13 protein-coding genes are annotated in these 11,458 nt (G+C 44.6%); 4 read left to right on the top strand and 9 right to left on the bottom strand.

Annotation, left to right across the window (positions count from 1 at the left end; genetic code table 11):
- Positions 1-74 precede the first annotated feature (74 nt).
- Positions 75-692 (top strand): 30S ribosomal protein S4, encoded by a 618-nt coding sequence (rpsD, locus tag AB2J24_RS07095; RefSeq protein ID WP_162651642.1) that lies wholly within the window; start codon positions 75-77, stop codon positions 690-692.
- A gap of 69 nt (positions 693-761) precedes the next feature.
- Here rpsD and AB2J24_RS07090 read toward each other — a convergent pair whose 3' ends face one another.
- Both AB2J24_RS07090 and AB2J24_RS07085 read right to left on the bottom strand, forming a co-directional pair.
- On the bottom strand, positions 762-1,529 hold the full coding sequence (locus AB2J24_RS07090; protein ID WP_367384961.1) for a ChbG/HpnK family deacetylase: 768 nt from the start codon (positions 1,527-1,529) through the stop codon (positions 762-764).
- The gene (locus AB2J24_RS07085; RefSeq protein WP_367384960.1) at positions 1,526-2,533 is read right to left on the bottom strand and encodes a glycosyltransferase family 2 protein; all 1,008 of its coding nucleotides are present in this window, start codon (positions 2,531-2,533) and stop codon (positions 1,526-1,528) included. Before AB2J24_RS07085 ends, AB2J24_RS07090 begins: the two co-directional genes overlap by 4 nt.
- 128 nt (positions 2,534-2,661) lie before the next feature.
- Here AB2J24_RS07085 and ttcA point away from each other — a divergent pair, with 128 nt between their 5' ends.
- Entirely contained in the window at positions 2,662-3,600 is a 939-nt protein-coding gene (ttcA, locus tag AB2J24_RS07080; RefSeq protein WP_367384959.1) for a tRNA 2-thiocytidine(32) synthetase TtcA, read from the top strand.
- Positions 3,597-4,424, top strand: coding sequence for an inositol monophosphatase family protein (locus AB2J24_RS07075; RefSeq protein ID WP_367384958.1), 828 nt, complete (start codon positions 3,597-3,599; stop codon positions 4,422-4,424). Before ttcA ends, AB2J24_RS07075 begins: the two co-directional genes overlap by 4 nt.
- Positions 4,425-4,448: 24 nt before the next feature.
- Here the strand turns inward: AB2J24_RS07075 and AB2J24_RS07070 are convergent, their stop codons facing one another.
- The 6 genes from AB2J24_RS07070 to AB2J24_RS07045 form a co-directional block, all read right to left on the bottom strand.
- Entirely contained in the window at positions 4,449-5,711 is a 1,263-nt protein-coding gene (locus AB2J24_RS07070; RefSeq protein WP_367384957.1) for a multidrug effflux MFS transporter, read from the bottom strand.
- Between the two features lie 131 nt (positions 5,712-5,842).
- The gene (grxD, locus tag AB2J24_RS07065) at positions 5,843-6,181 is read right to left on the bottom strand and encodes a Grx4 family monothiol glutaredoxin (RefSeq protein WP_162651636.1); all 339 of its coding nucleotides are present in this window, start codon (positions 6,179-6,181) and stop codon (positions 5,843-5,845) included.
- Between the two features lie 435 nt (positions 6,182-6,616).
- A complete protein-coding gene (locus tag AB2J24_RS07060; protein WP_367384956.1) occupies positions 6,617-7,063 on the bottom strand; it encodes a hypothetical protein in 447 nt (148 codons plus the stop codon).
- 127 nt (positions 7,064-7,190) lie between these two features.
- Positions 7,191-7,424 (bottom strand): BolA/IbaG family iron-sulfur metabolism protein, encoded by a 234-nt coding sequence (locus AB2J24_RS07055; RefSeq protein ID WP_162651634.1) that lies wholly within the window; start codon positions 7,422-7,424, stop codon positions 7,191-7,193.
- 85 nt (positions 7,425-7,509) lie between these two features.
- Positions 7,510-8,727 carry an MFS transporter gene (locus tag AB2J24_RS07050; RefSeq protein WP_162651633.1) on the bottom strand — a complete coding sequence of 406 codons (1,218 nt, stop codon included), beginning with the start codon at positions 8,725-8,727 and terminating at the stop codon, positions 7,510-7,512.
- An 88-nt stretch (positions 8,728-8,815) separates the two neighbouring features.
- A complete protein-coding gene (locus tag AB2J24_RS07045; protein WP_367384955.1) occupies positions 8,816-9,244 on the bottom strand; it encodes an Lrp/AsnC family transcriptional regulator in 429 nt (142 codons plus the stop codon).
- 126 nt (positions 9,245-9,370) lie between these two features.
- Here AB2J24_RS07045 and AB2J24_RS07040 point away from each other — a divergent pair, with 126 nt between their 5' ends.
- A complete protein-coding gene (locus tag AB2J24_RS07040; protein ID WP_367384954.1) occupies positions 9,371-10,207 on the top strand; it encodes a PhzF family phenazine biosynthesis protein in 837 nt (278 codons plus the stop codon).
- A 181-nt stretch (positions 10,208-10,388) separates the two neighbouring features.
- Here AB2J24_RS07040 and AB2J24_RS07035 read toward each other — a convergent pair whose 3' ends face one another.
- Entirely contained in the window at positions 10,389-11,219 is an 831-nt protein-coding gene (locus AB2J24_RS07035) for a hypothetical protein (RefSeq protein ID WP_367384953.1), read from the bottom strand.
- Positions 11,220-11,458 lie beyond the last annotated feature (239 nt).

Below are 11,458 nucleotides of genomic sequence, written 5' to 3'. Positions count from 1 at the left end.
TGTTCGAACAAGTTTAGGAAAAGTGGGAACCGGTTTTCCACCCGAAACTTGATCAATTAGAAAAGGGAAATGCGATGAGCAAGCGCCAAGCATCCAAATATAAACTAGATCGCCGTATGGGCGAAAATATCTGGGGACGTCCGAAGTCACCAGTTAACCGTCGTGAATATGGCCCAGGTCAACACGGTCAGCGCCGCAAGCAAAAACTGTCTGATTTCGGTGTTCAGCTTCGTGCAAAGCAGAAGCTTAAAGGCTATTACGGCGAAATCCGCGAAAAACAATTCCGCGCAACTTATGATGAAGCTGTTCGTCGCAAGGGCGATACTCCAGATAACCTAATCGGTCTTTTGGAATCTCGTTTGGACGCAGTTGTTTACCGCGCTAAATTTGTTGCAACAATCTTTGCTGCACGTCAGTTCGTAAACCACGGCCACGTTACAGTGAATGGTGTTAAAACAAACATCCCTTCATACCGCTGTAAGCCTGGTGATGTTATTGAAGTTCGCGAAAAGTCAAAGCAACTCGCTTTTGTTCTTGAAGCAAAAGATTTGGCTGAACGCGATGTTCCTGAATATGTTGAAGTAGACCACAATAAAATGGTTGCAACATATGTTCGTGTTCCTCAGCTTTCTGATGTTCCATACCCAGTTATGATGGAACCAAATCTAGTGGTCGAGTTTTACTCACGCTAAGATTTCAGATGTTCTGATTTTAAAAACCCCTTGCTTAACGGCGAGGGGTTTTTTGTTTGGAATGTTATCTTATGACTTCAAATCAGCTAGCATCTTAGCTTCAAGCGCACGCAATTCATTGGCATGATCTTCAACTTCGTGATTTGCATTCGCAGATCCAGGATGTACCATGATGAGGCAATCATCGCGTCTATTTTCAAAAATATCTTTATATGTTTTGGTGAAAGCGGTGGCTGATTTATATGGAATGAAACCGGAGAAATCAGAGTTGGTTTTGATATGGTTTTTTTGAAGGTCGCTACGAAGACCTTCGCCCCACCACATAATCAAAAGCGTTTTTATTCCACCCCGCCTGCATTCACTTATCGCATGTGCCAGTTTGCCTGCTGCCGGACTGCGCACCCAAAATTCGTCGTTTTCAGCTGTGAGTTCCTTGGCGATTTTCAAAAGTGTTGACCTGTTTTGCGAGATAGCATGGCAATGCTGATGGCCGTCGATAAAGTCGGGCAAAAAGCTAAATGCTTCTTTAAACCTCATGAGCTGTTGATTAAAACTGTCTGCGGTAGATGCAGCAGCGATGCGCCCAAACATCAGATCGAGCCAAAGTGAGATAATACTACCAAACCGGCGTATGCCTTCCATCTCTTCAGTCAGGTTTAGATGAAGGCCAATTTGGATATTATTTGATAATCGTATGGCTTTGAGTTCTTCAACACCTTTAGCGTCAAGCCTATCGCTGACCATCACAGAAGTACCATTGATTTTTCCATTGCGAAGTAGGTCAATAATTACTTTATCATGAGCCGGATCGAGGCCAAAATCATCTGCTATAATCATTTGGTTGATTTGGGTTTAGCTTTCGCCCGAGAGCGAGTAGACCGAGAAGGCTTTCGGGTGACGATCTCAATTTCTTCACGAATGATATATGCAGGGCGTCCCTTGGCTTCATGCAATGCTCGTCCCACATATTCACCTAATATGCCAAGGCATAGGAGTTGAAGACCACCGAACAACGAAATCAGAGTGAGAATAGACGCTATCCCTGGTGGAACCCCCGGGAAGAAAAGCGCCTCAACGACAATATAAAGCCCATAGAGAATGCTTATCGCACTAATCGCGAGTCCACCAAGCATCATCAGGCGCAGAGGTGCGGTGGTAAAACTGGTGAGCCCGTCAAGTGCTAAAAGAATGAGTTTGATCGCTGAAAAGTTTGATGTTCCGGCAGTGCGTTCACCGGGGGCAAAGGGCAGGCCGACTTGTTCGAACCCAACCCAGCTATAGAGCCCCTTCATGAAGCGCTGGTTCTCAGCTAGGTTTTTCAGCGCATCCAAAAATTTTGCATTGATAAGGCGATAATCACCAGCATCTGGAATGATCTCAACATTGGTACCAAAATTCATAAGGCGATAGAACATTTTAGAGACTGAAGACTTAACAAGCCCTTCGCGAGAACGACGGTCAGATTTATAATAATAAACGCTGTCTGCATCACTTGTCTGCCAAGTTTCAATCAGTTTTTCCATCAGCTCCGGTGGGTGCTCAAGGTCAGCATCAATCATGATGGCAGCATCACAATTCTCAACCTTGTGCATGGCAGCCGTGAGTGCAGCCTCCTTGCCAAAATTTCGAGACATCACGAAAAGGCGAGATGAGAATGGCCCGAAATCTAACTTGCGGATGACATCGGCAGAGCCATCGCGACTACCATCATCGATGAAAACGAACTCAATTTTCGCACTCCATCGCGTTTGAATTTGAACGGCTGTTGCTAGAAGCTCCCGGATAAAAGCCTCAATACCTTGCGCTTCGTTATAGACGGGAATGATGATGGAAATATTCAATTGTTCTGCTCATGATTAAACTCTTTGTACATAAGTATACCGCCGCGAACCAATTCGCAATTGTCATTTTCCATGATCAAGGATAGAACGCGAGGATCAATTACACTCAACGATAAGCGCATATTTTCATGGATATTACACCTGACATTGCAAATGATGATGATCTTGAGACACAAAATGTAAGTTCAACGGAAGAGCGATCATCTGATTTGTCGTTATTTGCAGATGCACCGCAAGGTCTTAGCTTTAAGAAACTTCGCAAACGGCTTGTACGAAACACGCGCCAGGCGCTGGAAGAGTTCTCAATGTTGCCAAGCGCAGAAGAGCAGGCCGCAGGAAAGCGCCCTCGTTGGCTTGTTGGCTTGTCTGGCGGTAAGGATTCATACGGACTACTGGCGATATTGATGGAACTGCAATGGCGCGGACTGCTGCCTGTTGATCTGATTGCTTGCAATCTCGATCAAGGGCAACCGAATTTCCCGAAGCACATATTACCTGAGTTTCTCAACAAGCATGGCATTAAACACCGGATTGAGTATCAGGATACTTATTCGGTCGTTACCGATAAGATTTCAGCAAATTCGACCTATTGTGCACTATGTTCACGCCTTCGTCGCGGACATTTATATCGTGTAGCGCGGGAAGAGGGCTGTGACGCGTTGATCCTGGGGCATCATCGCGAAGACTTGCTCGAGACGTTTTTTCTCAATTTCTTCCATGGTGCGCGCATGGCATCAATGTCACCAAAGCTCATCAATGATGAAGGCGATGTGATGGTCATGCGCCCATTGGTTTATTGCGCAGAAGATGATCTTGAAAAGTTTGCACAAGCACTCAAATTTCCGATTATTCCGTGTGACCTTTGCGGTTCACAAGACGGATTGCAACGCAATGTCATGAAACAGATGATCAACGACATCGAAACGAAAATGCCCGGCAGGAAAGATCGTATGATCAAAGCCTTAGGTAACATACGCCCGTCACATATGCTTGATACATCTCTTTTTGATTTTGGAAATATTGGCATTGAAACCGCCGACAATAATGAGAAAGACGAAAAGTCATGACAATAAGTGATAACGAATTTGATTGGTTGATTGGGCTGCTGACGCAAGCGGGTAGTCAGGAGATTATGCCGCATTTTAGGCGCCTTGAGTGTGGTGAAATTACTGCCAAATCTAATGCTGCGGATCTTGTAACAATTGCAGATGTTGCAGCGGAGAAGTTTATCACACGCGAGTTAAATGCCAGATTCCCTCATGCAGCCATCATTGGCGAGGAGGCCGTGAGCGAAGATGCCAACGTGTTGGAAAAGCATGATTGGGAAGGATTAACATTTTCGGTTGATCCGATTGACGGCACATTCAATTTTGCATCAGGCGCACCAATTTTTGGCACCATGCTGGCCATTGTTAAAGATGGTGAGACTATTGGCGGTATTATTCATGATCCAGTGATGAAGGATACAATTTATGCTCGCCAAGGCGAGGGTGGATTTTACAAACAAGCCGATGGCAAGGAAGTGAAGCTTAAAGTTTCTGAACCTGTATCGTTTGGTCAGATGACGGGTTCGGTTTCATGGACGGGCTTTGAGGAAAGGCTCCAGGCTAAGATTGTTGCTAACCAAACACGTAATCTAAATTTCTTTGGTTACCGCTGTGCTGCACATGATTATCGCATCTTGGCAACTGGCATGGCGCACTACTTGCTCTATAGTCGTATGATGCCGTGGGATCACTTGGCGGGTACCCTCATCCATACCGAGGCAGGCGGGTATTCCGCTCGTTTAGATACAAGTAAATACACACCGTTTACTACAGATGGCGGGCTTCTTCTCACTTCCAACAAAGATATGTGGGAAGAGATCAGACATGAGCTTTGGAAAGACTAGCAAAGATTAGATTTAGCGCGAAGCCTAACGTAGTGTTAGGCTTCCACGTTCTCCCCAAAATGCAGCAATAATGGCAATAATTGCCAGTATGAGATATCCAGTCGCCATGGGAACAACAGTTCCATCATAAAGTTGACCAATGATACCACCAATCAGCGCGCCACCACTGACAGATACCGTATTAATAACCGATGATGCTGTTCCAGCAATATGTCCCATTGGTTCAAGCGCAATTGCGGATGTATTGGTTGCAACAAAGCCAAAAAGAAACATTGTCGACATCGTTATGAGAAGCATGACCTCGAATGGGATACTATCGAGATAGGCAAGTACAACAAATATAATGGCCATAATGAAAAAGGCGATCAACGCCAGGTGCACGATTTTGCGCAACACGACAGTTTTGACCAATTTTCCGTTTACAATACTACTAACGGTAAGCGCACCTGCCGCAGCCATGAAAGCGTACACAAAGTTGCCACCTAATCCATAAAGTTCGCCAAACACTTGCGGCGCCATAACAACATAGGTGAAAAGCGCACCTGTAAAGGCCACGCTCACAAGCGTATATCCAGTTGATCTGCGATAGGTAAGGCTCTCTAGAAAAGCTTGTGAAACCCGCTTTGCAGATAGGGGTCTTATGTTTTCCGGATCTTGTGTTTCCTTCAGGTAAAGCGCACCGATTGTTGCTGTAATTGCACCACCGATGCCGAGGAATAGAAATATCCAATGCCAATTTGATAAGTATATGATGAATTGCCCGATCACAGGTGCAGCAAGAGGTGCAACCATAAAGACGGCCATAACAAGGCTCATGATACGAGCCATATCACTACTTACAAAACAGTCCCGCACCACAGCTTGAGACGCGGTTCTTGCTGCACCGGCAGCAACTCCCGCCAGCGCGCGCGCTAGCAATAATGTCTCGAAGTTTGGTGAAAAGAGTGCTGCGACCGAGATGAGTGCGAAAGAAAATAATGATCCAACCAGAATTTTACGGCGCCCAAAGGCATCCGTTAATGGACCAAAAAACAATTGTGACACGCCAAACGAAAAGATAAAGGCAATAATAACCAGTTGTGTATCATTAGCATCACTTAGACGGTATTCGCTTCCAATGTCCGCGAGGGCAGGCAGCATCATATCGACCGAAAACGCGACTATAGATGTAACAGCGGCCATAAAAACAATAAAATTGCGCTCTCTAAAACCAGCGCGCGCAGCACCAGTGAGTTCAGTTGGATTTGTATCTTTATCTTGACGACTAGCAGTTCGAATTTCGGTCATTTTTTGCTTTCACATTTCGTGATTCCAAAACAAAAAGAGGCACTTGCGAGCCTCTTTGGAATCAAAAACAAAACTATATGATTCAGATTATGAAGCTGGCAACTGTCTAAGAACCAGCTATGCGGCGAAGTTTAATTCGCCGCAATATTCACTTCAAGGCCATTATCGGCCATATGTTGTTGAAGCTCTTCGCTTTGGAACATTTCTCGCACGATATCGCATCCACCAAGAAACTCACCTTTAATATAAAGCTGAGGAATAGTTGGCCAGTTTGAATATGTTTTAATACCTTCGCGAAGATCATCATCTGCGAGCACATTGATGCCCTTATATGGAACACCAAGATAGTTCATGATCTGAACAACTTGCCCTGAAAAACCGCATTGAGGAAAATCAGGTGTACCCTTCATGAACACGACAACATCGTTACTTTTAACTTCGTTGTCGATAAAATCTGTAATAGCTGACATTCTGGAATTCCTTTTAAGGCTGTATTTGAAAACTATATGATAGCAATGCGTAATCTTTTCAAGCACCAATTTTGATTGAGCAAACAAATATTGAATATCTGTAATGTCCAAGCATTACATCCGTTATTTATTCGATCAAATCTATAAAAAATCACTGGTATTTTTTTTCATTGCCAGAATCGAAATCCTCTGGCAAACTTCAAAGCAAGATTAACGTATTGAAAGGAGGTGGTCCAATGTCGAGCATTTTAACTGGTCAGGTTGGGTCTTTGTTTAGTGGTATGTTTATGGAGCAATCTTCATAGATAAATCATAAAACCGGATTCTCTACAGCTTTTAAGCTATGACGTTTGAGACCCTTCCGGATTTTTAAATGCGAGGCCGCTCCCAAGGGAGTGGCCTTTTCATTTTGCGTTAACAATCTATGCGTTTGAGCTATCTAAGCGTTTTGGGGCCTTCACCTGCAAGCTTTGTTAACAGCCAACCTAAGATAAAGCCGACGATCGCACCTTCTGCAACGAACCAGAAAGGTGACAGTCCTGCGCTCATTCCAATATTTGCCAGTTTAGACATGATGGAGTTCAACTCATCATAGGCAAGCATTGTCAAAATAAGGTTCATCCACGCGCCTATTCCTGTAGCACGCACCCACCAAGGAAGCGGCAGGCCAAGAATTGGGTGCTCTGTATAGACACCGAAAACACCAATGATCGCGCCGAGTGTTGTGTACCAGAATAATATACCCCAGCGAAACATCATACTTGTTTCTGGTGAGACCAGTGGCAAAATCAGGAAAACTGCTAGGCCAATTGCAAGACCAAATAACTTTCCCAAGCCAATTCGAAGAGTAAGTGATGGTTTTGTCAAAGTTGCTTCAGGCATCATAACCTCCTATCATTTTCATCGATATGGAGATTTTAGCCCAAAATAACTATGTCTGCTTGATTTCGATCAAATGTTCCATAAAACATAAAATAGAGAACAATATCAATAGAATAGGTCGAGAGATTTAGTCCGGCACACTTGTTTGTAAGGCCAGCGCATGCAGAGCTCCGCCCATATTACCCTGTAAGGCATCATATATCATTTTGTGTTGAGCAACACGTGTTTTGCCACGAAAACTTTCCGATACCACTTCGGCGGCGTAGTGATCGCCATCGCCAGCAAGGTCTCGGATAACAACAGTTGCATCAGGAAGTGCGTCTTTGATCATTTTTTCAATTTCGGCAGCATCCATGGCCATATTTTCAGTCTCCGTTGCAACGAATCTATATTCTCTTTTAAGATAAGCATCCAAAGGCTTGATCGCAATGGCGTGGTGAAAATTCTTATCCGGTCGCTCTTCTTCGTGCCTTGATGATCCCGATGGTTGATAAAAGGCTGCAAATCAGAAAGTAGATCGCAATAAGCGGCAGTTGCCTGTCGAGCGTAATGCCTTGGTCGATTAAAACCCCGGTCAACCATGGTCCGATTGCGGAAGCAAAGACCATGATCGATGCGGCAAAAGATTTAATCGAGCCAAGATGCTCTGTTCCATAAAACTCTGCCCAAAATGTAGACGACACCGTGGAAGAAAACCCCGCCATGAGAGCAAAAAACACGAAAGCGATGGCGGCTACAAATAAAGTATCTGCGTATGAGAATATGAAAAAACTCGCCGCAAACGGCAGGGTTAGGAGTGGCACCAGAAAGTCAGATTTAAATCGATCAATAATAAAGCCGGACATGACGAGACTGAAGAGGGAAACGCTTGCATAGATCGGGAAAAGTGCAACAAAGTTGATCAGTTCCCAGCCTTTTACTTCAGTAAAGTGAACCTGATGGAAAAAGAATGCGGTGGCGAACGCGGGAATGGCCAGCCATGTTGGCAAGACCAACCAGAAAAGTGGATGTTTGATGGCATCCATTCTCGTCCATTGTTTACCCAACATCCCGACACTGGTGTTTTCCTGCACTTCGGATTTGGGTGTTCGCTCGGTTTTAAGCAATTGGAAAATAACCGGGATGAACAAGAGGGCAAGCGCTGCAATGACGAGCCACGTATCACGCCACCCTAACAGGCTGGATATGGTGACAAAAAGCAGAGGCAAGGTTGCTTCGCCGATTACAAATCCCATAGACGAGACGGCAAGCGCTCGACCGCGTGTGGCTTGAAACCATCGCGACATGGCTACCTTTGGAACATGGGCAAGCATGCCTTGCCCAAGAAACCGCAAGAGAAAGATAATCCCCACAAGGCCAATGAGATATATATTAACTGACATCAAAACAGCGGTCACGGCAATGGCAACCAGTAGGACAGTGCCAAGGGTGCGCGCCCGGAAATTATCCATCAACGAGCCAGCAAAAACCATTGCCAAAGCGGAACACAGTGTCCCTACCATATAAACAGTGCCCCACCCACCGTGGGAGAGGTCAAACTCTGCTCTGATTTCACCTGCAAAAATGGAGATAAAATAAGTCTGTCCAAATGATGATGAATAAGTAAGCAGGGCACCTGCAAACAACCATCGGAAGTTTTGTTTGTAAAATTTAAAACTGTTCAAAGGATTGAGTCTCACATCTGTAGTGAGCGGTTACTACCATGGAAAGCAATCTACAGATATCACTATTTATACCCATCATTTATGTTGTTTATTTAGGTTGCCTGTTTCGTATTGGGGAGGATTTTACGATTGACGTGTTCGTTGCGGCTCTTTCATGGAATGGGTCCATAATAATATCCAGTTCCTGAATGTTTTTGGCACTTATTCTAACAACAAAACAATCTTCACCTGTAACCTTGTCGCAAGATGTAAAGCGACTTTCTTCAATGATCATTTTCTCAACGATATGAAGTTGTCCCGGAAGGGGGCGGATACGCACAAGCGCCTCGATGCTAAACCCCAATTTGCTGTAATCTAAATCAACCGTAAAACCCTTTATAATGCCGCTGTCTTCCATGTGTCTTACACGTTCAGCAACGCTTGGTGCGCTCATGCCCACAAGTTTTGCAAGGCTGCTCATAGCGATGCGACTATTTAAGACCAGATGGTCAAGAATTTTTCTATCAGTCCTGTCCATGAATATAAACTCCTTCGCGATTTTATTTACAAATTATAAGGAGAATTATAAAAATCTCCATATATAGTATGTTAAATTCGTAATTCCAATGAGTTATCTTGTGTTTAAATTTATTGGAGAAATGATATGGATGTTTTAAGAATTGCGTCATTTAGTGATGGTGAAAATGGGGGGAATCCTGCGGGAGTAGCCTTCTATGACGAGTTGCCATCTGCTGAAACAATGCAGAAACTCGCCTTCGATGTGGGGTTTTCAGAAACAGCGTTTGCGTCCCCCATGGAGGGTAAAAACAATTGGCGCGTAAGGTATTTCTCACCTGAATCAGAAGTTCCGTTTTGCGGTCATGCAACAATCGCCCTTGGTGCAGCTTTGGCCCGCCGTGAAGGGGATGGTGATTATGCTTTAAAACTCAACAATGCGGCCATCAGTGTGGAAGGAAATACGTCTGAAAACGGATTTTCCGCAGCTCTTCAATCGCCGCCGACTAAAAGCATGCCGTTAAACGATGTTGAGTTGAATTTACTTCTTTCACTGTTTGGTTTGGAGCGAGATCAACTCGATATGTCGATCCCTCCGGCAGAAATTCATGGCGGGGCTGATCATTATGTTCTAGCATTGAAATCTCGCGATGATTTATCTGCGATGAATTATGATCTGGAAGAGGGGCGCACATTTATGAACAGGCGCGGTCTCATCACGGTGATGCTGGTTTATAAAGAACATGACCGCAAATTTCATACACGAAATGCTTTCGCATCCGGTGGCGTGTTCGAAGATCCCGCTACAGGCGCCGCGAGCGCTGCCTTCGCTGGTTATCTACGCGATATCAAATGGCCCCACGAGAATAATTTTCAAATTATACAAGGCGAAGATATGGGCATGAGATCAATCATAGACGTTGATCTAACCAATGAAAAAGGCGCCTCCATCCGTGTGTCTGGTGCTGCGCGATTGATGGAGTAGGGCTGTGCAATTGATATAAAAAGGAAGGTTTTTGCAACGATATTTTGTTCCCTGCCATTTCAACCGGCTGGCCATCGAAAAAAGATAGGCGAATTCCGCTTTGAGCCCAAAACTACCAATGTTGGGGAAGTTCTAGACGACTGCTTTTAAGTAAGGTGCTTGTCATATACGTTATCTCTGATCAGTGCTCTGATTGCCTCAGTTTTTGCTCGATCTGATCGACTAAACTTTGCGACACCTCCCGCATCGGCCTACGCATTTCTTCAAGACCTTCTGGATCGAAAAACTCGCTTGCGCCAAATGACAGTGCCGCACCATTCAATGCGCTATTCGCCTTGTTCCATGGAGAACCAAGGTGCGGTGTACCGTCATCTTCATGTACATATGCGTTTTCAGGGTCCACTCTTCCGGCTTGATCAAACAAGACGTTGTGAATTAGTGTAAGGGCTGTTCCCACAGGCGAACCAGCCTTTAAGCCCCCGATGTCTAATATACCCTCGTAATCCTTCGTATATCCGTTCGACTGAGTGGGGTTGTGGTGTAGCCACCTGTGCCAAGCGAGGTTGTAAAACTCGTGTGCATTTTTTGCCCGGAACTTTGACAAGACTATAGCCTGATCAAGTGTCATTCTCTGAGCAAATTCAAGAACATTACATAAACCGGTATCCACTTCGCCAAACACCTTGTATGCGGGCAAACGTTCAAGCACCTTTATAGCTCGGCATCGAGTATAGTTGCCCTGATGGCCCTGTGGCTTAATCGGCTTTAGCGCCCGGACTTTCCAAAGACTTATAGGCCAATTCGGAATCGTCATGGTTCGTAAGTCGTGATCGACTATGATCCATGGTGGTGCATCGGTCTTATTATCCAGCACTAGCCCCGGAGCAAGATTTGGTATGTTGCCTCTATTATTTTCTACGACACATAGATAGCCAATCAATCCCTGGCTGGAAGCTTTGCCAAGTTCACCAACTTTCGTTCTCAAAGTCCTGAACAAGTTCTCAAACACCATCGACTAACTACAATTCCTTTACAGTCTTCAAGACAATATTATTAGATGCCCTCAATTTTTTGCGCATCAATTCCACATTTCTACAAGCTAACTAAAATGGCTAGAATTGTCGATAATTATTGAAAAGAGCCATTTACGTATTAAATGAGATAATAGCTTTGTCCGCAACTCGGTCATTCACATAATTCTAAGTCAGATGCAAATCATCGTAGGAAATCACAAGCAGCATGATTATAGTA

The organism is Lentilitoribacter sp. EG35 (genome assembly GCF_040784015.1).
Lineage (GTDB): Bacteria > Pseudomonadota > Alphaproteobacteria > Rhizobiales > Rhizobiaceae > Lentilitoribacter.
Note: the sequence above shows the minus strand (reverse complement) of the source record. Positions and strands in the feature narration are given on the sequence as shown.

Bases quoted from the DNA above. Each gene is read 5' to 3' on its own strand.
- rpsD (WP_162651642.1), top strand. From the start codon at position 75: ATGAGCAAGCGCCAAGCATCCAAATATAAACTAGATCGCCGTATGGGC.
- AB2J24_RS07090 (WP_367384961.1), bottom strand. From the start codon at position 1,529: ATGATTATAGCAGATGATTTTGGCCTCGATCCGGCTCATGATAAAGTA.
- ttcA (WP_367384959.1), top strand. From the start codon at position 2,662: ATGGATATTACACCTGACATTGCAAATGATGATGATCTTGAGACACAA.
- AB2J24_RS07075 (WP_367384958.1), top strand. From the start codon at position 3,597: ATGACAATAAGTGATAACGAATTTGATTGGTTGATTGGGCTGCTGACG.
- AB2J24_RS07070 (WP_367384957.1), bottom strand. From the start codon at position 5,711: ATGACCGAAATTCGAACTGCTAGTCGTCAAGATAAAGATACAAATCCA.
- grxD (WP_162651636.1), bottom strand. From the start codon at position 6,181: ATGTCAGCTATTACAGATTTTATCGACAACGAAGTTAAAAGTAACGAT.
- AB2J24_RS07060 (WP_367384956.1), bottom strand. From the start codon at position 7,063: ATGCCTGAAGCAACTTTGACAAAACCATCACTTACTCTTCGAATTGGC.
- AB2J24_RS07055 (WP_162651634.1), bottom strand. From the start codon at position 7,424: ATGGCCATGGATGCTGCCGAAATTGAAAAAATGATCAAAGACGCACTT.
- AB2J24_RS07045 (WP_367384955.1), bottom strand. From the start codon at position 9,244: ATGGACAGGACTGATAGAAAAATTCTTGACCATCTGGTCTTAAATAGT.
- AB2J24_RS07040 (WP_367384954.1), top strand. From the start codon at position 9,371: ATGGATGTTTTAAGAATTGCGTCATTTAGTGATGGTGAAAATGGGGGG.
- AB2J24_RS07035 (WP_367384953.1), bottom strand. From the start codon at position 11,219: ATGGTGTTTGAGAACTTGTTCAGGACTTTGAGAACGAAAGTTGGTGAA.